23 protein-coding genes and 1 pseudogene are annotated in these 24,666 nt (G+C 66.1%); 10 read left to right on the forward strand and 14 right to left on the reverse strand.

What is annotated here, in order from left to right; all coding sequences use genetic code 11:
* The first annotated feature begins 5 nt into the window (after positions 1-5).
* The 3 genes from atpD (at position 6) to QOL79_RS16485 (ending at position 3,612) form a co-directional block, all read left to right on the forward strand.
* The gene (gene atpD / locus QOL79_RS16475) at positions 6-1,544 is read left to right on the forward strand and encodes a F0F1 ATP synthase subunit beta (RefSeq protein ID WP_283420169.1); all 1,539 of its coding nucleotides are present in this window, start codon (positions 6-8) and stop codon (positions 1,542-1,544) included.
* A gap of 124 nt (positions 1,545-1,668) precedes the next feature.
* Complete coding sequence (locus tag QOL79_RS16480) at positions 1,669-1,926, forward strand: ATP synthase F1 subunit epsilon (RefSeq protein ID WP_058455190.1); 258 nt, start codon at positions 1,669-1,671, stop codon at positions 1,924-1,926.
* Between the two features lie 192 nt (positions 1,927-2,118).
* Positions 2,119-3,612, forward strand: coding sequence for a TadA family conjugal transfer-associated ATPase (locus QOL79_RS16485; protein ID WP_058455191.1), 1,494 nt, complete (start codon positions 2,119-2,121; stop codon positions 3,610-3,612).
* Between the two features lie 22 nt (positions 3,613-3,634).
* On the opposite strand, the gene QOL79_RS16490 is transcribed toward QOL79_RS16485, so the two are convergent.
* Positions 3,635-5,359, reverse strand: a complete 1,725-nt coding sequence (locus tag QOL79_RS16490) for a hypothetical protein (protein ID WP_283420170.1) — start codon at positions 5,357-5,359, stop codon at positions 3,635-3,637.
* Positions 5,360-5,406: 47 nt separating this feature from the next.
* Between QOL79_RS16490 and QOL79_RS16495 the strand changes: the two genes are divergently transcribed.
* Together QOL79_RS16495 and aat are read left to right on the forward strand one after the other, a co-directional pair.
* Positions 5,407-6,243: a class I SAM-dependent methyltransferase gene (locus QOL79_RS16495; protein ID WP_283420171.1), complete on the forward strand. Its 837-nt coding sequence runs from the start codon at positions 5,407-5,409 to the stop codon at positions 6,241-6,243.
* Positions 6,240-7,031 carry a leucyl/phenylalanyl-tRNA--protein transferase gene (gene aat / locus QOL79_RS16500; RefSeq protein WP_204992078.1) on the forward strand — a complete coding sequence of 264 codons (792 nt, stop codon included), beginning with the start codon at positions 6,240-6,242 and terminating at the stop codon, positions 7,029-7,031. The genes QOL79_RS16495 and aat overlap by 4 nt, the downstream gene beginning before the upstream one ends.
* A 35-nt stretch (positions 7,032-7,066) precedes the next feature.
* Here the strand turns inward: aat and QOL79_RS16505 are convergent.
* From QOL79_RS16505 to QOL79_RS16520, 4 genes and pseudogenes are all read right to left on the reverse strand, one after another.
* Positions 7,067-7,303 (reverse strand): annotated as a pseudogene (locus QOL79_RS16505) (DUF2155 domain-containing protein); the annotation flags it as partial.
* 174 nt (positions 7,304-7,477) lie between these two features.
* Positions 7,478-7,864 carry an NADH:ubiquinone oxidoreductase subunit NDUFA12 gene (locus QOL79_RS16510; RefSeq protein WP_204991991.1) on the reverse strand — a complete coding sequence of 129 codons (387 nt, stop codon included), beginning with the start codon at positions 7,862-7,864 and terminating at the stop codon, positions 7,478-7,480.
* A 60-nt stretch (positions 7,865-7,924) separates the two neighbouring features.
* A complete protein-coding gene (locus QOL79_RS16515) occupies positions 7,925-8,386 on the reverse strand; it encodes a DUF192 domain-containing protein (protein ID WP_283420172.1) in 462 nt (153 codons plus the stop codon).
* Positions 8,387-8,417: 31 nt separating this feature from the next.
* A complete protein-coding gene (locus tag QOL79_RS16520) occupies positions 8,418-8,990 on the reverse strand; it encodes a regulatory protein RecX (protein WP_058455196.1) in 573 nt (190 codons plus the stop codon).
* Between the two features lie 181 nt (positions 8,991-9,171).
* Here QOL79_RS16520 and QOL79_RS16525 point away from each other — a divergent pair, with 181 nt between their 5' ends.
* The 3 genes from QOL79_RS16525 (at position 9,172) to QOL79_RS16535 (ending at position 14,181) form a co-directional block, all read left to right on the forward strand.
* On the forward strand, positions 9,172-10,923 hold the full coding sequence (locus QOL79_RS16525) for a fatty acyl-AMP ligase (protein ID WP_058455197.1): 1,752 nt from the start codon (positions 9,172-9,174) through the stop codon (positions 10,921-10,923).
* 170 nt (positions 10,924-11,093) lie between these two features.
* Positions 11,094-13,448: a putative bifunctional diguanylate cyclase/phosphodiesterase gene (locus QOL79_RS16530; RefSeq protein ID WP_058455198.1), complete on the forward strand. Its 2,355-nt coding sequence runs from the start codon at positions 11,094-11,096 to the stop codon at positions 13,446-13,448.
* A gap of 166 nt (positions 13,449-13,614) precedes the next feature.
* Positions 13,615-14,181 (forward strand): CHAP domain-containing protein, encoded by a 567-nt coding sequence (locus QOL79_RS16535; protein ID WP_058455199.1) that lies wholly within the window; start codon positions 13,615-13,617, stop codon positions 14,179-14,181.
* 104 nt (positions 14,182-14,285) lie between these two features.
* On the opposite strand, the gene QOL79_RS16540 is transcribed toward QOL79_RS16535, so the two are convergent.
* From QOL79_RS16540 to QOL79_RS16560, 5 genes are all read right to left on the reverse strand, one after another.
* Entirely contained in the window at positions 14,286-14,564 is a 279-nt protein-coding gene (locus QOL79_RS16540) for a DUF3297 family protein (protein WP_058455200.1), read from the reverse strand.
* A gap of 86 nt (positions 14,565-14,650) precedes the next feature.
* On the reverse strand, positions 14,651-16,996 hold the full coding sequence (locus tag QOL79_RS16545) for a TonB-dependent receptor (protein ID WP_283420174.1): 2,346 nt from the start codon (positions 16,994-16,996) through the stop codon (positions 14,651-14,653).
* A 141-nt stretch (positions 16,997-17,137) separates the two neighbouring features.
* The gene (locus QOL79_RS16550) at positions 17,138-17,602 is read right to left on the reverse strand and encodes a hemerythrin domain-containing protein (protein WP_283420175.1); all 465 of its coding nucleotides are present in this window, start codon (positions 17,600-17,602) and stop codon (positions 17,138-17,140) included.
* A 121-nt stretch (positions 17,603-17,723) separates the two neighbouring features.
* Positions 17,724-17,921, reverse strand: a complete 198-nt coding sequence (locus tag QOL79_RS16555; RefSeq protein WP_283420176.1) for a hypothetical protein — start codon at positions 17,919-17,921, stop codon at positions 17,724-17,726.
* Complete coding sequence (locus QOL79_RS16560; protein ID WP_283420177.1) at positions 17,887-18,828, reverse strand: LysR family transcriptional regulator; 942 nt, start codon at positions 18,826-18,828, stop codon at positions 17,887-17,889. Before QOL79_RS16560 ends, QOL79_RS16555 begins: the two co-directional genes overlap by 35 nt.
* Positions 18,829-18,942: 114 nt before the next feature.
* On the opposite strand from QOL79_RS16560, the gene QOL79_RS16565 reads away from it, so the two are divergent.
* Both QOL79_RS16565 and QOL79_RS16570 read left to right on the forward strand, forming a co-directional pair.
* Entirely contained in the window at positions 18,943-19,494 is a 552-nt protein-coding gene (locus tag QOL79_RS16565; protein ID WP_058455205.1) for a carboxymuconolactone decarboxylase family protein, read from the forward strand.
* 74 nt (positions 19,495-19,568) lie between these two features.
* The gene (locus tag QOL79_RS16570) at positions 19,569-20,534 is read left to right on the forward strand and encodes an alpha/beta fold hydrolase (RefSeq protein WP_283420178.1); all 966 of its coding nucleotides are present in this window, start codon (positions 19,569-19,571) and stop codon (positions 20,532-20,534) included.
* Positions 20,535-20,590: 56 nt separating this feature from the next.
* On the opposite strand, the gene QOL79_RS16575 is transcribed toward QOL79_RS16570, so the two are convergent.
* From QOL79_RS16575 to QOL79_RS16590, 4 genes are all read right to left on the reverse strand, one after another.
* Positions 20,591-21,148 carry a pseudouridine synthase gene (locus tag QOL79_RS16575; protein ID WP_283420205.1) on the reverse strand — a complete coding sequence of 186 codons (558 nt, stop codon included), beginning with the start codon at positions 21,146-21,148 and terminating at the stop codon, positions 20,591-20,593.
* 201 nt (positions 21,149-21,349) lie between these two features.
* Complete coding sequence (gene typA / locus QOL79_RS16580) at positions 21,350-23,182, reverse strand: translational GTPase TypA (RefSeq protein WP_204992005.1); 1,833 nt, start codon at positions 23,180-23,182, stop codon at positions 21,350-21,352.
* Between the two features lie 145 nt (positions 23,183-23,327).
* The gene (locus QOL79_RS16585; protein WP_283420179.1) at positions 23,328-23,894 is read right to left on the reverse strand and encodes a tetratricopeptide repeat protein; all 567 of its coding nucleotides are present in this window, start codon (positions 23,892-23,894) and stop codon (positions 23,328-23,330) included.
* Positions 23,895-23,958: 64 nt separating this feature from the next.
* Complete coding sequence (locus QOL79_RS16590; protein WP_283420180.1) at positions 23,959-24,609, reverse strand: 5'-methylthioadenosine/S-adenosylhomocysteine nucleosidase family protein; 651 nt, start codon at positions 24,607-24,609, stop codon at positions 23,959-23,961.
* Between the last annotated feature and the right edge of the window lie 57 nt (positions 24,610-24,666).

The raw sequence follows: 24,666 nt of genomic DNA on the forward strand, positions 1-24,666 counted from the left end.
AGACCATGGCCACCGCACCCGCCGAGAAGAAGGCTCCCGCCAAGAAGGCCGCCGCGCCGAAGAAGCCGGCCGCCACCAAGACCGCTGCCCCCAAGGCGAAGTCGAACGCGACCGCCACCGGCCGCGTCGCGCAGGTCATCGGCGCCGTTGTCGACGTCCAGTTCACGGGTGAGCTGCCCGCCATTCTGAACGCGCTGGAGACCGAGAACAACGGCAACCGCCTCGTCCTCGAAGTCGCGCAGCACCTCGGCGAGAACACCGTCCGCACCATCGCGATGGACGCGACCGACGGCCTGACCCGCGGCCAGCCGGTTCGCGACACCGGCGCGCAGATCTCGGTCCCCGTCGGCCCGCAGACGCTCGGCCGCATCCTCAACGTCATCGGCGACCCGATCGACGAACGCGGCCCGGTGAACAGCGACATGTCGGCGCCGATCCATGCCAAGGCTCCCGAATTCGTCGACCAGTCGACCGAAGCCGCGATCCTCGTCACCGGCATCAAGGTCATCGACCTGATCGCGCCCTATGCGAAGGGCGGCAAGATCGGCCTGTTCGGCGGCGCCGGCGTCGGCAAGACCGTTCTGATTCAGGAACTGATCAACAACATCGCCAAGGGCCATGGCGGCGTGTCGGTGTTCGCGGGCGTCGGTGAACGCACCCGCGAAGGCAACGATCTCTATCACGAATTCCTCGATGCCGGCGTTATCGCCAAGGACGCCGACGGCAACCCGACCCCCGAAGGGTCGAAGGTGGCGCTGGTGTTCGGCCAGATGAACGAACCCCCGGGCGCCCGCGCCCGCGTCGCGCTGTCGGGCCTCACCATGGCCGAATATTTCCGCGACCAGGAAGGCCAGGACGTTCTGTTCTTCGTCGACAACATCTTCCGCTTCACGCAGGCGGGTTCGGAAGTGTCGGCGCTGCTCGGCCGTATTCCCTCGGCCGTGGGCTACCAGCCGACCCTGTCGACCGACATGGGGGCGCTGCAGGAACGCATCACCTCGACCACCAAGGGGTCGATCACCTCGGTACAGGCCATTTACGTTCCCGCGGACGACTTGACCGACCCTGCTCCCGCAACCTCGTTCGCCCACCTCGATGCGACGACGACGCTGAGCCGCGCGATCTCGGAACTCGGCATTTACCCCGCCGTCGATCCGCTCGACTCGACCTCGCGCGTGCTGACCGCCGCCACGGTCGGCCAGGAGCATTACGAGACCGCCCGCCGCGTTCAGGAAACGCTGCAGAAGTACAAGTCGCTGCAGGACATCATCGCGATCCTCGGCATGGACGAGCTTTCGGAAGAAGATAAGCTCGTCGTTGCCCGCGCGCGCAAGATCCAGCGCTTCCTGTCGCAGCCGTTCCACGTCGCCGAAGTCTTTACCGGCATCCCCGGCAAGTTCGTCGCGATCGAAGACACGGTGAAGTCGTTCAAGGCCGTCGTCGACGGTGAGTACGACCACCTCCCCGAAGCGGCCTTCTACATGGTCGGCGGCATCGAGGAAGCGGTCGCCAAGGCCGCCAAGCTGGCCGCCGACGCTGCGTAATCAAATTCCCCTTCCCGCTTGCGGGAGGGGTTAGGGGAGGGCCTGTCAGGGGACTGCCCTCCGCTATAAACGAAACGGTCCCTCCCCCGACCCCTCCCGCAAGCGGGAGGGGGGAGATTTGAGAATGGCTCTGAAGTTCGAACTCGTCACCCCCGCCCGCCTCGAGCGGTCGAGCGATGTCTATATGGTCACCGTACCCGGCAGCGAGGGCGACTTCTCGGTGCTCGAAGGCCACGCGCCGTTCATGGCGACGCTGCGCAACGGCCCGCTGACCGTCTATGCGACCAATGGCGCCGCCCCCGAGACGATCGAGGTCGAAGGCGGCTTCGCCGAAGTCAACGAGGCCGGCCTCACCGTCCTCGCCGAGCATATCGCCGGCTGATTTTCGCCGTCCACGGCGCATCAAAAGGGCTCGCATCCACCGGATGCGGGCCCTTTTTACATGCGCGATGCCACAACCTCCTTCGCATTAGGAGAATGTCAAAGTTTCCGATTTATTCACCGTATCGAATGGGAACTTGGCCATGAAAATCGGCAAATTTCCCAGCTTGTTGGTTTAAAACAGGATGATGTGATGAGCGCATTCGGACGCCGACCCGGTACCGCTGGCCGCCCCGCCTTCGGCGTGGCCAAGCCGATGCAGACTGGCCCCGGCTTCGGCGGGGGGTCGCAATTCCCTGCCCTCGACACGCCGTCCGCCGAAGCGCCACCGCTCTCGTTGAACCTGTCGCCCGAAGAAGAGGCGATGGAGCGGCTGAACCAGCGCTCGACCGCCGAAATGGCCGAGCCCGAAAAGGCGCAGGGCTTCGAGGCCAGCGTCCACAAGATCAAGGAACAGGTGCTGCCGCGTCTGCTCGAACGCGTCGACCCGGAAGCCGCCGCGACGCTGAGCAAGGACGAGCTGACCGAGGAATTCCGCCCGATCATCCTCGAAGTGCTTACCGAACTGCGCATCACGCTGAACCGCCGCGAGCAGTTCGCGCTCGAAAAGGTGCTCGTCGACGAGCTGCTCGGCTTCGGCCCGCTCGAGGAATTGCTCGCCGATCCCGAAATCAGCGACATCATGGTCAACGGTCCGTACCAGACCTATGTCGAGCGCAAGGGGCAGCTGGTCATTGCGCCGATCCAGTTCCGCGACGAACAGCATCTCTTCCAGATCGCCCAGCGCATCTGCAACATGGTCGGCCGCCGTGTCGACCAGACCACGCCGCTCGCCGACGCCCGCCTCAAGGACGGCAGCCGCGTCAACGTGATCGTCCCGCCGCTCTCGCTTCGCGGCACCGCGATCTCGATTCGTAAATTCTCGGCCAAGCCGATCACCCTCGACATGCTCTGCCAATGGGGCGCGATGAGCCAGAAGATGTGCACCGCGCTCAAGATCGCCGGCGCCAGCCGCTTCAACATCGTCATCTCGGGCGGCACGGGCTCGGGCAAGACGACGATGCTCAACGCGCTGTCGAAGATGATCGACCCCGGCGAGCGCGTGCTGACGATCGAGGACGCCGCCGAACTTCGCCTGCAGCAGCCGCACTGGCTGCCGCTCGAAACGCGTCCCGCGAACCTCGAGGGCAACGGCGCGATTCATATGGGCGATCTCGTCAAGAACGCGCTGCGTATGCGTCCCGACCGCATCATCATGGGTGAGGTCCGCGGCGCCGAATGTTTCGACCTTCTCGCCGCAATGAACACCGGCCACGACGGCTCGATGTGTACGCTTCACTCCAACAGCCCGCGCGAATGCCTCGGCCGTATGGAGAACATGGTTCTGATGGGCGACATCAAGATCCCGAAGGAAGCAATCTCGAAACAGATCGCCGACTCGGTCGACATGATCATCCAGATCAAGCGCCTGCGCGACGGTTCGCGCCGCGTCACCAACGTGACCGAGGTGATCGGCATGGAGGGCGACGTCATCGTCACCCAGGAACTGTTCAAGTTCGAGTATCTCGACGAGGACAAGGACGGCAAGATCGTCGGCGAATATCGCGCGATGGGCCTGCGCCCCTATACGCTGGAAAAGGCGCGCCAGTACGGCTTCGACCAGCCCTATCTCGAGGCTTGCCTCTAGGGCCTGCCCCAACCCGCTCCGATCAGCGCGCGAGCATGTCGAGACCTTTGACGGTCGCGTCCACATCCGCGCGAATCTCCCTGCCGATGAACACCTTCGCGCCGTCGTGGCGCGCCTTGATGCGCACCGGTCGCCCGCGGCTGAATATCGACCGGCGCGCCCGAACGCTCAGCAATTGCGTCGGATCGTCCGACACGACCACCGACACCGTCAGGTTGACGTCGATTTCGTCCAGCGTCACTTTTACCGGGCCATAGTTTCCCAGAGCCCCGGTCATGAGCAGGTTGCGCACCGTCCCGTCGTCAGAAATTCTCGTCAGCGCGAATGCGCGGGGGCTCGGGTCGGTCGCGCTCGAATAAACGCTGACCAGCACCAATTTCGGGGTGCCGGTGCGATCCCGGATTCTTATGTCCCTGACCTCCCCGGCGGCATAGGGAAAACCACGCGCGCGCGCGCCGGTGCTGCCCATGCCGATGACGGTCGTAGGGGTGATGTGGGCGCGACCCGAATAGCTGATATCGATATCGGCAATCAGTCCGTCGCCATGCTGGTGATCGATCTCGACCGCGCCGGAGACGGTCGAAGGCACGGACCGGTAGATCTGGAGCTGGCGCGTCGTCCCGCCCCCGCCCGGCGCGAAAACCTTGACCGCGCGGCCGGCCGCCTCGCGGATGACACCGCGCTGGATCAAAGGGCGCGTCCCGCCCCTTTCTTCGGACTGAAAAACCAGGACGCCGTCCATATCCACCCGTCGGTCGGAACGCGGCGCATCCTCGCTATCGACGCGGACCACCGTGAAATCCTCTATCGCGACATGACGGGCACTCGTCGTCCCGCCGAGTTTCGCCGTCACGCCGATTCCCACGCAGCCCTGAAGGAACGGCGTTCCGGCGCCGGGCGCACGGGTGACATTTTCGACCGCCACATGCCGCAGGGACAGATGGTCGAACCCGCCGGCAAACAACATTCCGCAGGCCCCGTAGAGATTCACGCGCGCACCGTCGATCGGGCTGATGACAGGCGCCATGCGCGCGTTGCGACAGGTCAGGCCATCGACGACGAAGTCGCGGCGCAGCTCGCCGTCGACCTTGTCGAATTTCGCGTAAAAGGGAATGCACACCCGGTTGGTGCCATCGATGGTCAGCCTGCCCTCTATCCGTACCGGTGTCTTTCCTTCCGAATAGATCGACAGGGCCCAATGATAGGGCGGTCCGACATATCGCAGCGTTCGCGCGCCGTCGGTTTTCAGCAAATACGAGAGGTTTGGCAGGACGATGACAGTCACCGGGACTGCGAAATCATAGTCCCGATCGACGACGAGCGTACCGCCGACCTTCGCCCAGGCTTCAAGGGCGGCTTTCAGGTCGGGAAAGTCGGACGTCTTTAATCCGCCATCGGCCGCCTTTTCCTGCGCCAGGCAGGAACCCGCTGCGAATGCGGTCAACAGTCCCAGGATCAGTCTGCGACGGATCCAGGCCTCGCGGATGGGGTTGGATGGCTTCACAGCACGGCCTTCGCGCACGGCCGCCAAACCGGGGCTGAACGTCATGGCTGCGGATGAAACGCGAACGCGGCGGCGAGCAATGCGACCGCTACTCCCACCAGCGCGATCCCCCGCCACGGCATGAAACCGACCGCATCGACGTCGCGGCGGTGACGGCGGCGATAGTCGGCGATCTCGGCGACCACCGCGACCACAGCGCCCATCGCGCTCACCGTCAGCATCGACCCTTGCATTGACGCGCATCCCTTCGCAAACAGGGGCTCCTTCCCCCCCAAGAACGAGGTGCCGATATGCGTCATTTCCGTCCCGTTGCAATAGCCGCGCTGCTGACCGCCGTAGCCGCCGCCTGCAGCGCCCCTTCGCACGATGCGGTCGCGAAGGATTCCGCCACGAAGCCGGGCGATGCCCTCGCCGCCGCCGTCGCCGCGCCGACCCGCACCCCCGCCAACGTCGCCCGCGACAAATATCGCCACCCCGCCGAAACCCTCGCTTTCTTCGGCGTGAAGCCCGGCGACACCGTCGTCGAGCTGTGGCCAGGCGCCGGCTGGTACACCGAAATCCTCGCTCCGCTGGCGAAAACAGGCGGCGGCACGCTCTATGCCGCCGCGCCGTGGGACCGCGGGCTGACCCGCGTCAAGGCGAAGCAGGCCGCCGACGCCGCCACTTATGGCGCAGTGAAGCTCGCCGAATTTCCCGCGACCGGCGCCGGGCCGAAGGTGCCCGACGGCAGCGCCGATGTCGTGCTGACCTTCCGCAATGTCCACAATTGGCGCTTCGACGGCAAGGACAACACCGCCGAAGCCTTCAAGCAGATTTTCGCGATGCTCAAACCCGGCGGCACGCTCGGCATCGTCGACCACCGCCTGAACGAAAGCGACGACAGCGCGAAGGAAGAGAAATCGGGTTATATGAAGGAAAGCTCGATCATCGGCTTCGCCGAAGCGGCGGGCTTCAAGCTTGCCGGCAAGAGCGAGATCAACGCCAACCCGAAGGACACGAAGGATTATCCGAAGGGCGTGTGGACGCTGCCGCCGACGCTGACCGAGGGCGACGCGAACCGCGACACATATCTCGCGATCGGCGAATCGGACCGCATGACGCTGAAATTTGTGAAGCCCGCCTCCTGACGCGGCATCAGGAAACGATCGACCCCGCGCTGCTGCTCAGCGCCTATGCGCAGGGGCTGTTCCCGATGGCCGACGGGGCGGATGACCCGTCGGTCCATTGGGTCGAGCCGCGGCTGCGCGCGATTCTGCCCCTGGACGGCTTCCATTTGTCGCGCAGCCTCAAGAAGGTCATCGTCTCCGACCGCTTTCGCGTCACCACCGACACCGCGTTCGCCGACATGATGGCGCTCTGCGCCGAGCCCGCCGCCGACCGGCCGACGACGTGGATCAACCCGGTGATCAAGGCGAGCTACGAACGGCTGTTCCGCCTCGGCCACGCGCACAGCGTCGAAGTCTGGCTGGACGGCGCGCTGGCCGGCGGTCTTTACGGCGTCTCGCTCGGCCGCGCCTTTTTCGGCGAATCGATGGTCAGCCGAACCCGCGACGCGTCGAAGGTCGCGCTCGCCCATCTCGTAGCGCGGCTGATCGCGGGCGGGTGGCGGCTGCTCGATTGCCAGTTCATCACCCCGCATCTCGCCAGCCTCGGCGCGATCGAGATCAGCCAGGCCGATTATCTGGGACGGCTCTATTCGGTCCTGTCGGACGGGGCGGGCGACGGCGCAGCCTTGGGCGCCGCGGCAGCGGGGGCGGGCGCAGGCGCCGCGGGCGTGCCCTCGCCGCCGTTCGTCGCGGGCGACTGGGGCGCGCTCGACGCCTTGGGCGCCGCCGAGGCCGATTTGGGCGCGGGACGAGCCACCGGTTCGCCGCCCGGATATGTCATCGCGCAGCTCTTGACGAAGACGTCATAGATCGGGTGCTGGATGACATTGCGTTCGGGCCGTTCGCGAAACAGCCAGCCCGAAAAGACGCGATACCATTTGTCGTCGCGCTGATCCTGAACGGTCAGCTGGACGAACGCGCCGGTCTCGGGCGGATCTTCCCACGGCGCGGTCATCTCGCACGCGCGCAGGCGGACGATCGCACGGCCAATGCGCGCGCTTTCTCCGGGCTTCATCTCGATCTCGCGGACCAGCCCGTTGCGCTTGTTGAGCAGGCCGAGCACCGCGACGCGCTGCTCCATCGGGGTCGCTCCCGCGATGCCGCCGACTTCCTTCGGAACATGGTCCGACTTGGCGAGCTGCGCGCTCGTCTCGCCCGGCCGCTTGCCGCCCCCGCCGCGATCGCAGGCGGTGAGCGTGGTCGCTGCGACAAGCGCCAGCAGCGTGATCCGGGTTGCGGTGGGCGTCACGCGAACTCAGTCGGCGCCGGGACGCCACGCCTCGTAATCGCCGGTCGCCGCGGCGCGGTGGCCGCCGCGTTCGAGCGCGCCCGCGGGGCGATAGGCGCCAAGGCTGCCGGTCAGGTTGGCGCTCGGTTCCTTCTCCCAGGCGCGCGGCGCGGGCAGCGCATCGCCGGGCAATTCGTCGAGCGTGCCGTGCAGCCAGCCGTGCCATTCGGGCGGCACGCGGCTCGCGTCGTTCGATCCCTTGTAAATGACCCAGCGACGGTTGCCCTTGCGAGCGCGATAATAGGTGTTGCCGAGGCTGTCCTCGCCCACCTTCTCGCCATTTTTCCAGCTATCCAGCAGCGTGCCGAAGGTCGCGCCGTCCCACCAGGTGAAAATCTTGCCAAGGATGCTCATGGCGTGGCGTTTACAGGCAAGCCCCCGCGCTAAGCAAGCCGCAAACCGCGCGCCGCAACCCTATTTCTCGTCTTTCCACGTCACCTTCGCCGTCTCGTCGAGCCCGAGCTTCGCCGACGTCCCTCCCGCGAGTTCGAGCACCGCCGCGACCTCGCCGCCGCTGACCACGGGCTCGAGCGATTCGGGGATGGTATTCTCGGCGATCCGGTCGATGCTGCCGTCGGCGCGGACGAAGATCATGTCGAGCGGGATCACGGTGTTCTGCATCCAGAAGCTCGCGATCTTCGGCTTCGGAAAGGGAAACAGCATTCCGCCGTCGGCGGGCAGGCTGGTCCGGAACATCAGCCCCTTTTCCTGCTCTTCCGGCGTGCGCGCGACCTCGACGCGGAAATTGTGCGTCTGGCCCGCCATCGCGATCGTCAGCGGGATCGTCGCCTCGTCGGTTGCTTCGCGGCCATCGCGGCCGCACGCCGTCAGCGGCACGGCAAGCGACAGGGCAAGGGCGGTGATCAGGGCACGCATCGGCAAATCCTCTTTCTCGCTCGCCGGAGGCCTAATCGAGCGCCGCTTCGCCGTCCAGCGCCGCCAGCGCCGCCTCGTCGCCCGGCGCGACGGCGAGGACGCGCCGCGCGAGCGCCAGACTGTGCCCCGCGCGCGCAAAGGCGGCAATCTGCCGCTCGCGCTCCTTCGGATCGTCGGCCGCACGCAACGCGAACGGCCCGAGGCGCCGCCGCTTCGCGAAACCGACCGCGGACGCCAGCGCCCTCTCCTCGGCCTCCGAAATCGCCTCGCCGCTGTCGTCGGCCGAAATGCCGTCGACGAAGAGCTGCGCCTTCACCCGCCGCACCCCCAGCCCGCGCCGCGTCATCGCGCCGGCGCGCATCGCGGCATAGTGTTTGTCGTCGAGAAAGCGCAGCCGTTCCATCCGGTCGGCCACCGCCTCGCACGCCGCCATGGCCTCACCCTCGTCGATCCAGTCCGATTCGCGAACCTTTCTCGACAGATAGCGCAGCAGTTTGGCCCGACTCGTCGCGAAACGCGCCACATAGGCGAGCGCCAGTTCGTCGAGCCGCGCGGCGTCAAGTCGCGCCCTGCGCCGGTCGGATGGATTGCGACGATTGGCCATATGCCATGTTTGTGCCACAGTCGGGCCCGATTGAGAACGATCAGAACCCGCATATCGGGCCCAACGGCCCGCGAAAGGGCCAATTCGTTCCAACTGTCAGAGGTCGCGCAAACAAACGATGGCACCGAAAGATGACATGATTGTTGCCGCGCGCCCTGTTTCCCGGGACTCAGCATCCTTTATGACCGACACACCTGCCCCCGCGGCGGACGCGCTCGTGCCGACGCCGACCTTCTGCGCCCAGCCGCGCCGCTTTTCGGACTTCGCCACCGTCGGCGAAGCGCTCGACTATGCCGCCAGCGGCACGCGCGGCCTCAATTTCCACGATCCGCGCGGGCGCCTGACCCGCGCCTATTCCTACGCCGAGCTCAAGGCCGACGCGCTCAGCACCGCCTACCGCCTGATCGCCGCGGGGGTGCAGCCCGAGGACCGCATCGCGCTGATCGCCGAAACCGGCCCCGAATTCGCGGCGCTCTTCTTCGGCACGATCTACGCCGGCGCCTGGCCGGTGCCGCTGCCGCTGCCGACCAGCTTCGGCGGGCGCGATTCCTATGTCGGCCAGCTCGTCGTCCAGCTGACGAGCTCGGACCCCAAGATGCTGTTTTTCCCGCCCGAAATCGCCGCGATGGCGACCGACGCGGCGAACGAGCGCGGGGTCGAACCGATCGACTGGAGCGAGTTCGAAACGCGTGCCGCGCCGATCGCTGCGCTCCCCGAACAGAAGAGCGACGAGACCTGCTATCTCCAGTACAGCAGCGGCTCGACGCGCTTCCCGCATGGCGTCGCGGTGACCCACGGCGCATTGCTCAACAATTTGTCGGCGCATTCGCACGGCATGGAGCTGCAGGATAGCGACCGCTGCGTCTCGTGGCTTCCCTGGTATCATGACATGGGCCTCGTCGGCTGCCTCCTCTCGCCCGTCGCCAACCAGGTGTCGGTCGACTATCTCAAGACCGAGGATTTCGCCCGCCGTCCGCTCGCCTGGCTCGACCTGATCAGCCGCAACGAGGGCACGACGCTCAGCTATTCGCCGACCTTCGGCTACGACATCTGCGCACGCCGCATCTCGAGCCAGAGCCACGTAGCGGACCGTTTCGACCTGTCGCGCTGGCGCGTCGCGGGCAATGGCGCCGACATGATCCGCCCCGACGTGATGCAGAAATTCGTCGACGCCTTCGCCGACGCGGGCTTCAAGGCGAGCGCCTTCCTGCCGAGCTACGGCCTTGCCGAGGCGACGCTCGCGGTCAGCATCATGCCCCCGGGCGAGGGTATCGTCGTCGAACTGGTCGAGGAAACCGAGCTGTCGGGCGCCGCAGGCGACGCCGGCCGGCCGACGCGTTTCCGCGCGATCGTCAATTGCGGCAAGGCGGTCAAGGACATGACGATCGAAGTCCGCGACGAGGATGGCAACATCCTGTCCGACCAGACCGTCGGCAAGGTGTGGTGCACCGGCCCGTCGCTGATGACCGGCTATTTCCGCGACCCCGAATCGACCGCGGCCTGCATGAAGGACGGTTGGCTCGACACCGGAGATATGGGTTATCTGTCAGGCGGTTACATCTATATCGTCGGCCGCGCCAAGGACATGATCATCATCAACGGCAAAAATCACTGGCCGCAGGATATCGAGTGGGCGGTCGAGCAGCTCCCCGGCTTCAAGTCGGGCGACATTGCCGCCTTCGCGATCACCGCGCCGGGCGGCGAGGAGACCCCCGCGGTGCTCGTCCAATGCCGCACCAGCGACGAGGCCGAACGGCTCGCGCTGCGCGAGACGATTCGCGACCGCGTCCGTGCGATCACCGGCATGAATTGCCTCGTCGAACTGATCCCGCCGCGCACCCTGCCGCGCACCAGCTCGGGCAAGCTCAGCCGCTCGAAGGCGCGCGCGCAATATCTGGCCGGCGAAATCCAGCCCTTCGCGCTGGCGGCCTGAGGCGCGCGGGCGAGGCTTTCGGGCATTTCCCTTTTTCTTCATCCCGGACGTGATCCGGGGTGACGAGCGGCCAACGAGCCACTCCCCGCTGTCCCGCTGCGGGACGAAAAATCCAGCACCAAGAAGTGCATAGTTACCTTCGGGTAACCCGCGGGCGCTAAGCAGGCCCCGTGAAAAGCCTGCTGACCGACCAGATTGTTGCCAAGGATGTTTCTGTGCGGACCCTTTTGGGGCTGGGGCCGCGCGACGAGGATCTGGGGGACCTCCGACAGCTCCAGCTCGCGCCGCTCCGCGGCAAGGGTCCGCTGCGCCTGTGGGCGGGTGCGGCCATGGCGTTCGTCGCCGCCTTCACCATGGCGCCGTCGATGCCCTGGCCGATCGTCAGCGGCTGGCTCGCCTGTGCGCTCGCCTTCTGCCTCTGGTCGTTCAATCTCTTCGTAAAGCTTCCGCTCGGTGACCCCAAATTGTCGGGAATCACCGAATACCGGCTGTGCAACCGCCACGCCCTCTATGCCGCGGCGCTGTGGTCGGTCCCCTTCTGGCTGCGCGGCACCGCGCCGCCGCTCGACCATGTGCTGTCGCTATGGATGATCGTGCTGCTGATGATGCTGACACTGGCGATCATCGCGCACAGTATGCCGCGCGCCTGCCTGCAGTTCATCGTGCCCGTCAGCGTGTCGGCGGCAGGCGCGATGGTCGCCGCCGGATCGCCGCCGATGGCCGCGGTCGCCAGCCTCGCCGCGCTGATGCTCTCGACCTTCTGCATCCGTTTCGGCCAGCAGCATGTCCGGTTCCGGCGCGCCGAGGAAACGCTGCACGAAAAGACCGAGACGGTCAGCCTGTTGCTCCGCGAGTTCGAGGAAACCTCGGCCGACTGGCTGTGGCAGACCGACAACAACCGCCGCCTCATCCACGTCTCGCCGCGCCTCGCCTATGCGCTCGGCGGCACCGCCGAGGCGCTCGAGGGCGTGCCTTTGCTCCAGGCGCTGTCGGGCGATGCCTGGGAGTCGGGCAATTTCTCGAAGACGCTGCACGACATGGCCGAGCGGATGAAGCGGCGCGAAAGCTTCTCGAACCTGATAGTTCCCGTCACCATAGGCGGCAAGCCGCGCTGGTGGGAGCTGTCGGCCTCGCCGCGCCTCGACGAAACGGGCAAGTTCCTGGGCTTCCGCGGCGTCGGGTCGGACGTTACCGAACAACATGCCAGCGCCGAACAGATCGCGCGCATGGCGCGCTTCGACAATCTCACCGGCCTGCCCAACCGCCTCAGCCTCCATGAGGATCTCGCCCGCGCTCTCTCGCAGGCGATCGACACCAAGTCGCGCTGCGCAATGCTGATGATCGACCTCGACCGCTTCAAGGCCGTCAACGATACGCTCGGCCACCCGACCGGCGACAAGCTGCTGGCGCAGGTGTCGGCACGGCTCAAGGGGATCATGGAGCGCGGCATGACCTGCGGCCGCCTCGGCGGCGACGAGTTTGCGGTCGTGCTCCACAATGTCGCCTCGGCGACCGCGGCGGAGGAGCTTGCCGAACGGATCATCCAGACGATCAGCCGTCCCTATGTGGTCGAAAACCACCAGCTCTTCGTCGGCGCCAGCGTCGGCTATGCGATCGGTCCGCAGGACGGCGCGACGGTCGAAACGCTCACCCGCAACGCCGACCTTGCGCTCTACAAGTCGAAGGACAAGGGCGGCAATGTCGTCGCCGCCTATGTCGCATCGCTCCACGCGCAGGCCGAGGAACGGCGCGTGATGGAGCAGGAACTGCGCGGCGCGCTCGATCGCGGCGAATTCGAACTCTACTACCAGCCCGTCGTCACCGCCGAGGACGGGACATTGAACGGCTTCGAGGCGCTGATCCGCTGGCACAACCAGAAGCTCGGCAACGTCTCGCCCGGGCGCTTCATCCCGCTTGCCGAGGACAGCCGCCTGATCGCGCCGATCGGCGAATGGGTGCTGCGCACCGCGTGCCACGAAGCGATGAAATGGCCGCAGAACCTGAAGGTCGCGATCAACGTGTCGGCCGAACAGCTCACCGATCCGGCCTTCGCCTCGGTCGTCGTCTCGGCGCTCGCGCAGAGCGGGCTCCCCCCGCAGCGGCTCGAGATCGAGGTCACCGAAAGCGTGTTCCTGCGCGATGGCGGCGGCGCCGCCCAACTGCTCGACCAGCTCATCGGGCTCGGCATCCGCCTCAGCCTCGACGACTTCGGTACCGGCTATTCGTCGCTCGGATATCTTCGCAAGACGCAATTTTCGACGATCAAGGTCGACCGCAGCTTCGTCGTCGGCGCCGCCAAGGGCAGCATCGAGTCGATCGCGATCATCCGCGCCGTCGTCGCGCTCGCCGACAGCCTCGGCATGTCGACGACCGCCGAGGGCGCCGAGACCGAGGTCGAGGTCGATACGCTCCGCACGCTCGGCTGCAGCAACATCCAGGGCTATTATTACGGACGCCCGATGCCCGCCTCCGACGTGCTGACGCTGTTCCGTCGCCCCGACGCAGCGTCCACCGCCGCGGCCTGACGGCGACGACCGGAATGCCTCGCGCGACGAATCGAGCGGCTTAACAAAAGGTTCCCCCGCTCACCGCATCGACGGCGCGATTCACCGCTAGATGGTTGGTGACTTTTCGCGGCTGCGGCAAAGACGCTCCAACGCTTGAAGACAAGCCAAACGGGGGTCGCCTTCCATGTTCCATCGCCGCTTTCTGGGTGCTTTCGCCCTGTGCGCTACGCTGCTGTCCAGCGTCCCCGCTATGGCCCGCGACTATCTGCAGTGCGTCCCCTTCGCCCGCGCCGAGTCGGGTGTCGAAATTCGCGGCAATGCCAAGACCTGGTGGGCACAGGCCGCCGGCGCCTATGAGCGCGGGCGGGAACCGCGCAAGGGCGCGGTGATGGCCTTCGCCGGCACCAGCGGTATGCCGCTCGGCCATGTCGCCGTCGTCAAGAAGGTTGTCAGCGATCGCGAAATCCTGATCGACCATGCCAACTGGTCGCCGATCGGCGGCCGTCGCGGCCAGATCGAGCGCAACGTTCGCGTCGTCGACGTCAGCGCCGCCGGCGACTGGAGCGCGGTGCGCGTCTGGTACGCCCCGATCGGCGACCTTGGGCTGCGCGCCAATCCGGTGCAGGGCTTCATCTATGCCGATGGCGACGCGAAGCCCGACCACCGTTTCGGCGGCGGCGAGCCCAGATGGGCCGCGAACGACTGGAAGCCCGGCAACGGCCTCGACCTCGTCGTCGCCTCGCTCCGCTGAGCGGAAATTATTCCAGACACGTCATTGCGAGCGCAGCGAAGCAATCCAGGGCGGCCTGACGCTACTCTGGATTGCTTCGCTGCGCTCGCAATGACGATGGGTAGTTAGTCTTCCGACGCCGCGCCGTCGTCCGGCTTGTCGGCGCCCGCATCCTCGAACCACGCCTCGACCTCGCCCGACAGCTTGATCGTCATCGGCTGGCCGAACCGGTCCTTCGACTTGCCCGCGGCGACGCGGATCCAGCCTTCCGAGATCGAATATTCCTCGACGTCGGTGCGCTCCTTGCCCTTGAAGCGGATGCCGATGCCGCGCTGCAGCACCTCCATGTCGAAATGGGGCGAGCGCGGGTTGGTCGACAGATGGTCGGGGGGCGTGTCGGTCATGATGCAACTTCCGAAAAAAGAGAATGGCGCGGCCCTAGCTGGACCGCGCCATCCCAGTCAATCACAAGGCGTCGATCGGAGCGGCGTCAGAACCCCGCCTTCAGCGTCACGAAGAACTGCTGCGGCGCCCCAGCCAGCAGGGTCTGGCTGTCGCCGCTGTTCGCAAAACCGTTCGTCCCGATCGTCGAGACATAGGCCTTGTCGAACAGGTTCGTCGCATTCGCCTGGATCGAGATCTTCTCGTTCAGGCGATAGCCGATGCTGGCATCGACGATCACGAAGCCGCCGACCGCCGCGTCGTTGAGGTAGGAGTAATAGCGCTTCGACGTGTAGTTGGCGCCGATGCGCGCGAACAGATGGTCGTTGTCCCAGGTGATCTCGCCCTTCGCGAGATGCTTGGGCGAATTGACCACCGTCTTGCCCGCGGTCGCGACGATGACGGTGCCCGCCGCATTCACGACGTCGTCCCGATATTCGGAGTCGTTGTACGCGTAGGAGGCGAAGAGCGAGAGTTCGGGGGTGACATTGAACGTCCCCGCCGCCTCGATGCCCCACGAGCGGACGTCGCCGACGTTGCTGAGGATTGCCGGATTGCCCTGGATGCCCGACCCGTTGGCGAAGGCGATGATCCGGTCCTTGAAGTCGACATAATAGCCCGCGATCACGCCCTGGAAGACGCGCGACCTGGTGCGGAACCCCAGTTCATAGGTGGTCGAGGTTTCGGGCTTGAGGTCGAGCGCATCGAAGCCCGCCTGCGTCGTCGCGAAGGGACCGCCGGTGGCCGACGATTCGAACGCGCGCATATTCTGGGTATAGCTCGCGAACAGCTCGTTATCGTCGTTCAGGCGATAGAGCAGGCCCGCCTGCGGCAGGAACCAGTCCTTCGCCTCGGTCCGCCCCGAGGCGAGACCGCCGCTGACGATCGGGGTCGCTTTGTTGGTGACGCGCAGCCCCTTCCACCCTGCGTTGAGACGCAGCGCGCCCAGATCGAGCGTGTCCTGCACGTGATATTGCAGCGTCTGGGTGTTGAAATCGAACTCCCACTGCGTCGCGAGCGGGTCTTTCGGAAAGGTCAGGCTGCCACGGCTCGGGGCGCCGCGCGTGTCGGCGAGGCCATAGAAGCGCCGCGCCTGGTTGAAGTCGTTATCCTCGTACCACATGCCGATTTCGACGGTGTTGGCGCCCAGCGTGACGCTACTCGACGCGACGATGCCATAGCGTTCGATCTCATATTCGGTGGTGCGGATCGTGATCGGCGCGCCGCCGGGGGTCACGACATAGGGCGTGTACCAGAGACCGCGGCCGTCGTTACCGTGATAATAGCCCTGCAGCTTCATCGACCAATAGTCGTTGAAGGGGACGTCGAGCCCGACGCCCGCCAGCCAGTCCTTGCGCAGCCCCGACGCGTCATAATAGGCGTCGTCGACCGTCTTGATCAGCAGCGGAAAGGTCTCGCCGACCCCGGCATAGGGCGCGACGAACGGCGTGCCTGCGGGGATCGTTCCGTTCGCGATCCCGGCATTATAGGCGGCGCGGGCATTCTGGTTCTGGTAGATGCTGGCGATCAGCACCGCATAGTCCCAGTTCTTCGCGAAATTGTCCCACTTGTAGCCGAGACGGCCGATCATCTCGGCGCTGAGGTCCTGATAGTCGTTCTCGCGGCGGTTCGAGTAGTTGACGAAAGCGAAGACCTGCCCGTCGCCGACCGGCTGGACGATGCGCGCATTGACCTGGTCCTGCCGCTGCGCGCCGTCGCCCTTCCACTTGTCGGCATCCTGCCAGGCATAGCTCAGCGACAGGCGCGGCCCGCCGGGGACGATCTCGCCGCTGTCGAGCCGCGCGAAGACGCGCTTGTTCTCGTCGCTGCCCCAGGTGCCGGCGACGTCGATGCCGAGCTGTTCGGCGGGCTCGCGCGAGAAGAATTCGATCGTCCCGCCAAGATTGCTCGACGATGCCGCGGCGAGCGAACCCGCGCCCTGCGCCACTTCGACGCGGCCGACATTCTCGCTGATGATCGCACGGCTGATGTGCAGGCCGTTATGGTTGCCATAGCTCATGTCGCCCAGCGGAATGCCGTCCAGCGTGAAGCCGAGCTGGTTCTGCGAGAAACCGCGGATCGAGATGCGCGACGACCATTCATAGGCCCCCAGGGGATCGGCCGACTGGAAATTCACGCCGGGCAGCTTGTCGATCGCCTTCAGCGGGCTGATTCCCGACACTTCCAGCGCGATGTCGGCGGCGCCGATTTCCTGCACCTGCCGCGCCTCGCCCTGCCCGAGCACGACGATGTCGTCGCCATAGCCGGCCGCGTCATCGGCCGCGGCGTCGCCCGCCGCCCCGTCCACAGCCTCGTCCGCCAGCGCGGGCGTCGCGGCCAGCACCGCGATCGCCGCCACTCCGGCCCGCAAGCCGCGCGAAAAATAGGTCGTCATTCGGATATCCCCTTGTCCGGCACCGGAATGGCGCCGGGGTCGCGGGGGCTCTAGATCGGTCAGATTGCTGCACTGCGGCGAAGGCGTGACACGGCGATGACATGTCGATGAACCGTCTGTGAAAAGGCGAGAAAACCGACCTCAGGCGGCAGCGCGCGGCGGCGGCACCTGCCGCTCTCCGCCGATGGGAAGGCGTTCGGCCAGCGGATAAAGCTGCTGCTCCTCGCGCTCGATCCGCATTCCCAGCGCATCGAGGATACCGATGGTCTCGCCGCGGAACGCGTCCCAGTCGGCCTCGACCGCCTCGGGCGTCCAGCGCGCGTCATAGGCGGCGAAATCGCCCGCGATATGCCCCATCTCATCGACGAAGATCCTCGCGATCCGCATCACCTCGGCGTCGCCGCTCGACTGCATGCGCGGATAGAGCGCCCAATCCTCGCATTTCAGATGTCGAACCAGCGTGTCGCGCAGCATCCCGCGCACCGCGGCGAGTTCGGTCGGGCGCGGCGGATGCGGCGCCGCGACCAGCGCCAGCAGGAAGCGCGACAGCGTCTCGATCGCCGCATGTTCGGCGCGCAGCCGTTCGATTTCGCGGATATTGGGCATGACCGATCCAGAATGAGCGGTCCCTCGCCGCCTGCCTATCGCGAAGGCGATGAAGGGACCGTAAATGATGGCGTCACAATCGCCGCCATTGTGGCAATCTGGTCCGCCCGTCAGTCGGCCGCTAATTGTTGTTGCACTCGCCCCCGGTGCAATCACCCTTGGTGTCACCCAGCGCGACGAGCAGGCCGATGCCGACCAGCGCCGCGACCCCGACGACGATCAGTCCCGCATTGCCGCCCGACAGCTTGCTGCGCCCCTTCCCCGGCGCCAGGGGCGCCTTCGCCCTACCCGACGCGGCCTTCCGCGCGACGCCGGTCAAAGACCTGGTCGATGCGCGTCAAAACGCGCTCGATCCGCGGGATCATGAAATCCATGAAGGCGCGCAACTTCAGGGGCTGCAGCGCTTGGGCGGAATGAACCAGATGGACCGGGATCGGCGCCGGGCTGTCGGACTCAAGGATGGGAACCAGCCGACCTTCGCTGACCCCGACCGACGCCTGATACGACATGATCCGTGCCACGCCGAGACCTTTGATCGCGCCGTCGATGACGCCGTCGGCAGTGTTAATCGAAAAACGCGGCCGGATGGCTATCGACGCTGCGTTGCCTCCGATACCGAACGGCCATTGGCGATAGGTCTGCAGCCCCTCGAAAGCGATGCACGCATGACCGGACAAATCGGAGGGTTTTTCGGGCGCAGCGTGGCGCGCGAGATAGTCGGGGCTGGCACAAACGACCCACCGCACTTGACCAACCCGGCGCGCGATCAGGCTGCTGTCGGGAAGGTTGCCGATCCGCACCGCCACGTCGACATGATTTTCGACCAGATCGACCACCGCATCCGAAAGCACCAGTCGCACCGTCACATCGGGATAGATGGCCAGAAAATCATGAACGATCGGCGCGACGTGCAGCTTGCCGAACATGATCGGCGCGGTGACCAGCAATTCGCCGCGGGGCGCTCGATATTCGCCCGAGGCGGCGCGTTCCGCTTCGCCCAAATCCTCGAGAATGCGCCGCGCCGTGGCAATGAAGGGGGCGCCTTCCTCGGTCGGGATGAGTCGGCGGCTGGTCCGGACAACCAGCCGGGTACCCAGCCTTGCTTCCAGATCCGATACCCTGCGGCTCACGGTCGCCAGCGGAATGCCGAGGGCGCGCGACGCAGCGGAAAGACTGCCGCCGTCGATCGCGGCGACAAGCGTCCGCATGGCCTCGAACCGATCCATCTTCCTTCCATAATATGGAAGGATAGTTTTCGCAATCGACCAATACTCTCGGAAATATGGAGGATCTATATCAGCGGCAGGCCAACCCCGGCCCCCAGACGAAAGGTCGAACCCATGTCCCTGATCCCCACTCCCGCGACGATCGAGGCGGCGCCCGCCGCATCGCAAGCCATGCTTCAGGCCGTAAAGGCCCAGATCGGCAGCGTCCCCAACCTGTTCCGGCTGGTCGCGACGAGCCCGCAAACGCTCGAAGGCTATGTCGGCCTGATGGGCGCGCTCGGCAAGGGCAGCCTGCCCGCCGCGACGCGCGAGCGGATCGCGCTGGCCGTCGCCGAGATAAACGGCTGCGGCTATTGCCTCTCCGCCCACACCTATCTCGGGCGCAATGTCGCCAAGCTCGACGATGCCGAGATGACCGCGAACCGCAGCGGCGCGTCGAACGACCCGGTCGCCGATGCCGCCGTCCGCTTCGCCGCCGCGCTTGTCCACAATCGCGGCCATGTCGCCGAGGCCGATGTCGCTGCGCTTCGAGAGGCAGGATATACCGATGCACAGGCGCTCGAGATCGTTCTGCACGTCGCGCTCAACAGCTTCACCAACTACGTCAACGAAGCCTTCCGAACCGAGATCGACTTCCCCGTCGTCCAGGCGCGAACCCCCGCCTGAACCGCGCGGAAACGGGCGCCGCTTCTCCGTCCCCTAGCGGCGCCCACCCCTCACCCTGCCAACAGGAACCCGTCATGACCCAATATCTGATCCGCGCCGTCGCGATCGCCCTGCTTGCTGCGGCCCCGCTTTCGGCCGAGGCCGCGCCCGCCGCGTCGGCGCCCGCCGCCGCATCGGCGATCCACTCCACCAGCTACCATTTCGCGACCGTAAACGGCCGCAAGATCTTCTATCGCGAAGCCGGCGACCCGGCGGCGCCGACGATCGTGCTGCTCCACGGCTTTCCGAGTAGCAGCCAGATGTATCGCGACCTGATCCCGCAGCTGGCCGACAAATTCCATGTCATCGCGCCGGACTATGTCGGCTTCGGCCAGTCCGACGCGCCGCCCGCGTCCGAATTCGACTATAATTTCGACAATCTCGCCGCGCATGTCGCGGGCCTGATCGATCAGCTCGGGCTCAAATCCTACGTCCTCTATATGCAGGACTATGGAGGCCCGGTCGGCTTCCGGCTCTTCGCGCAGCGGCCGACGCAGGTGAAAGGCTTCGTGATCCAGAACGCCAACGCCTATCTCGACGGCGTCGGCGATCCGGTAAAGCAGGCACTGCTACCCATCGGTCAACAGCGCAACGCTGCGTCGGAAGCCAACGCGCGCACCCTCCTCACGCTCGACACGACCCGGTTCCAGTACAGCTATGGCGCAAAAAACCCGGACGCGATCAATCCCGACAATTGGACGATCGATCAGGCGCTGCTCGACCGTCCCGGCAACGACGCGATCCAGCTCGACCTGTTCGAGGATTATCGCTCGAACGTCGCGTCTTACGACAAATGGCACGCGCTGTTCCGTCAGTATCGGCCGAAGACGCTGATTCTGTGGGGCAAGAATGATCCGATCTTCATCGCGCCAGGCGCCGAAGCCTATAAGCGCGACCTGCCCGATGCGCGCCTCGTCTGGCTCGACGCCGGCCATTTCGTGATCGACGAAAATGCCGTGACGATCGGCCGCGAAATCAAGGCAAGCTTCGCCGGCCGCTAGTCTCGGGAACAGGGCGGCGTCGGTCGGGGGCAGCGCGTCCCCGGTCGGCGCCGCGATCACGCGATGCTACGCCACTCCCCCAACCCCAAGTCCCCGATCTCCCACGCTCCTATGCGCCACCTCACCAGCCGCAGCGTCGGGAACCCCACTGCAGCGGTCATCCGGCGGACCTGGCGGTTGCGGCCTTCGGTGATCGTGAGTTCGAGCCACGCATCGGGCACGCTCTTGCGGTATCGCACCGGCGGGTCGCGGTCCCAAAGCTGGGGCGCCTCGATGCGGCGGACGGTCGCGGGGCGGGTCGGGCCGTCGTTCAGCGTGACCCCGCGGCGCAGCGCCGCCAGCGCGGCGTCGTCGGGCTCGCCCTCGACCTGCGCGAGATAGGTTTTGGGCGTCTTGTGCTTCGGCGACGAAATCCGCGCCTGCAGCGCGCCGTCGTCGGTCAGGATCAGCAGCCCCTCGCTATCGCGGTCGAGCCGCCCGGCGGGATAGACGCCGGGCACGTCGATATAGTCGGACAGCGTCGCGCGCGGGCCATCCGCGGGCGCGGTCATGCCCTTGTCGGTGAATTGCGACAGGACGCCATAGGGTTTGTTGAACAGGATCAGGCGGCTCACGGCGTCGATCTCTTCATATCCCGTTCGCTCCACTCCTCGTCACCCTGAACTTGTTTCAGGGTCCATGGCCTGCCCCAGCCGGTAACGCGGCGCCGAACGAGAGCGCGAGCCATGGATGCTGAAACGAGTTCAGCATGACGAAAACCGAAAGAGACGCCCCAACGAAAAACCGGCGGCATTTTTGGGCCGCCGGTCCGTATCTTAAGCCGCTTCCTTCTTGCGGCTCGCCTTCTTCCGCTCGTGTGGGTCGAGGATCGCCTTGCGGATGCGGATGTTCTTCGGGGTCACTTCGACCATCTCGTCGTCGTCGATATAGGCGATCGCCTGTTCCAGCGTCATGCGGCGCGGCGGGGTCAGGCGGATCGCGTCGTCCTTGCCCGTCGAACGGAAGTTCGTGAGCTGCTTCGACTTCATCGGGTTGACTTCCAGATCCTCGGGCTTGGCATTCTCGCCGATGATCATGCCCTCATAGAGCGCCTCGCCGGGCGAGACGAACAGGATGCCGCGCTCTTCGAGCGGGCCGAGCGCGTAGGCGACGGCTTCGCCATTGCCGTTCGAGATGAGGACGCCGTTCTTGCGCCCCTCGATCACGCCCTTGTAGGGCCCGTATTTCTCGAACAGCCGGTTCATGATGCCGGTGCCGCGCGTGTCGGACAGGAATTCGCCGTGATAGCCGATCAGGCCGCGCGACGGGCCGCTGAAGGTGATGCGCGTCTTGCCGCCGCCCGACGGGCGCATGTCGGTAAGGTCGGCCTTGCGGATCTGCATCTTCTCGACGACCGTGCCCGAATGTTCGTCGTCGACGTCGATGACGACGGTTTCATAAGGTTCGGTGCGCGCGCCGCTCTCGTCGGTGCCGTACAGCACCTTCGGGCGGCTGATGCCGAGTTCGAAGCCTTCGCGGCGCATCGTCTCGATGAGCACGCCAAGCTGGAGCTCGCCGCGCCCGGCGACTTCGAAGCTGTCCTTGTCGGCGCTTTCGGTGATGCGGATCGCGACGTTCGTCTCGGCTTCGCGGAACAGGCGATCGCGGATCATGCGGCTCGTCACCTTGCTGCCTTCGCGGCCCGCCATCGGGCTGTCGTTGACGGCAAAGCGCATCGACAGCGTCGGCGGGTCGATCGGCTGCGCGGCGATCGGCTCGCTGACGCTGGTGTCGGCGATCGTGTTCGCGACGGTCGCGTTGGTCAGGCCCGCGATCGCGACGATGTCGCCCGCGCGCGCTTCGTCGACGGGAACGCGGTCGAGCCCGCGGAACGCCAGCAGCTTCGACGCGCGGCCGGTCTCGATGACCTTGCCGTCCATGTCGAGCGCGTGGATCGGCTGGTTGACCTTGACCGTGCCCGACTGGACACGGCCGGTCAGGATGCGGCCGATGAAATTGTCGCGGTCGAGCAGCGTCGCGAGGAAGGTGAAGGGCGCGTCCTCGTCGAGGCCCGGCGTCGGCACATGGCTGACGATCGTCTGGAACAGCGGCTCGAGCGTGCCCTCGCGCGCTTCGGGGTCGGGCGAGGCATAGCCGCCGCGGCCCGAGGCGTAGAGGATCGGGAAGTCGAGCTGTTCGTCATTGGCTTCGAGGGTCAGGAACAGTTCGAACACTTCGTCGAGCACTTCGGCGGCGCGCGCGTCGCTGCGGTCGATCTTGTTGACGACGACGATCGGCTTCAGGCCGAGCGCGAGCGCCTTGCCGGTCACGAACTTGGTCTGCGGCATCGGGCCTTCGGCCGCGTCGACGAGCAGGATGACCCCGTCGACCATGGAGAGGATACGCTCGACCTCGCCGCCGAAGTCGGCGTGGCCCGGCGTGTCGACGATGTTGATGCGCGTCGCATCGGCGCCTTCGCCCCACTCGACCGAGGTGCACTTCGCGAGAATCGTGATCCCGCGCTCTTTCTCCAAGTCATTGGAATCCATGGCTCTTTCCTCAACACGCTGGTTGTCGCGGAAGGTGCCCGACTGGCGGAAGAGCTGGTCGACGAGGGTGGTCTTGCCATGATCGACGTGGGCAATAATGGCGATATTGCGCAAAGACATGCGGAGAGGGCCTTGATGGGAGGGGGCAGCGCGCAGAGCGCCGCGAAACGCCGCGCCCCTAACAGAAGCGCTGCTGCATCGCAACAAAATTGCCGATGCGCTGCCTGAAGGCGCCGCGCCTGGGCCAGCGTGCCGCGCGGCCCCGCTACGCCAGCCGGATCTCGGGTTCGACCCAGCCTTGCGCCTGCGGACCAGCGGCGATCGCCGCCTCGATCCGCGCGATCCCGTCAGTGATCTTTGCCGAATTGGCGCAAATGCCGCCACACGCCTCCTGCAGGGCTTTCAGCGCCGCGAGCTGTTCGGTCGCCTTTTCCGTCTTGCCCAGCGTCGCCTGCGCAATGCCGAGGTCGCGCCGCGCGTCGATCATCTTTTCGTCATAGCGCAGCGCCGTCTCGAACGGCTTGACCGCGCGCGCGAAATCGCCTTGCGCCATCAGGCTGGCGCCGAGCAGATAATTGGCCTGCGGATTCTTCGGCACCGCCGCGACGATCTTGCGAAACGCCTTCGCGGCTGCGGCGAAATTGCCCGTCGCATAGGCGTCGGCACCCGCCTGATAGTCGGCGGTCGGGTCATAAGCGGCCGCAATCTGGTCGGGGGTCGAACCTCCCCCGCCGACGTCTCCGTCCGCCGCGACGGCTGGCGGCGCGGCAAACAATGCGCAGGCCGCCAATGCGCAGGCCGCGAACAGGCCAAACGAAGACCGATACCGCATGACGACCTCTCCCATGGCCGAGTCAGGCGGCGAGGCTAGCATAGGCTGCGCCGGCACGAAACGGTCAGATCATCGCGACCAGTCGCTCCGTCTCGCGCGCCGCGACGCGCGCCGCACGCACCAGATTCGCATGGAAATCGCCCGCGCTGTCGCCGTTGGCTTCGTCGGTCACCGCCTTGATCGCCGCCCACGGTTTGCCGAGCCGCGCCGCCACCTGGGCAACCGCACCGACCTCCATATCGACCAATGTCGCGCCAAGCGATTTGAGGTCCGCCGCAGCGTCGGGACAAGCGACGAAGCTGTCGCCGCTCGCGATCCGTGCGTGCGGCAGGCCGAGCCCCGGGTCGGGCATCGCCGCGAAATGCGATTCGCCCGCTTCGCCGATCGGCCACTCGCCCGCGCGGTAACGGCGGAACCGGCCGGGCTCGTTCGCGCCATAATCATGCTGCACCGCCTCGGCGAGCCAATACGCGCCGGGGGCCGCACCCAGCGACCCGCAAGTGCCACTCATCACCAACAGATCGGCATCGCCGCTGATCATCCCGGCGGCGAGCGCGGCATTGACCTTGCCGAGGCCCGAGATGACGATGGTCAGGTCGTGGCCGTTCACGGTGAGGCGGCGCGGGGCGAAGGCGCCATCGCGCTTCGTTCCCGCATCGGCGAACAGCGCATCGCCCTCTTCGGCGAGCGCGGCGAGGATCAGGATGTTGGCCATGGCGGCTGTGTAGCGACCGCAAGGCCGGATGGAAGAGGATTTGCGCAGAGATGATGC

Origin of the sequence: Sphingopyxis sp. Geo48, from assembly GCF_949769155.1 — a bacterium.
Lineage (GTDB): Bacteria > Pseudomonadota > Alphaproteobacteria > Sphingomonadales > Sphingomonadaceae > Sphingopyxis.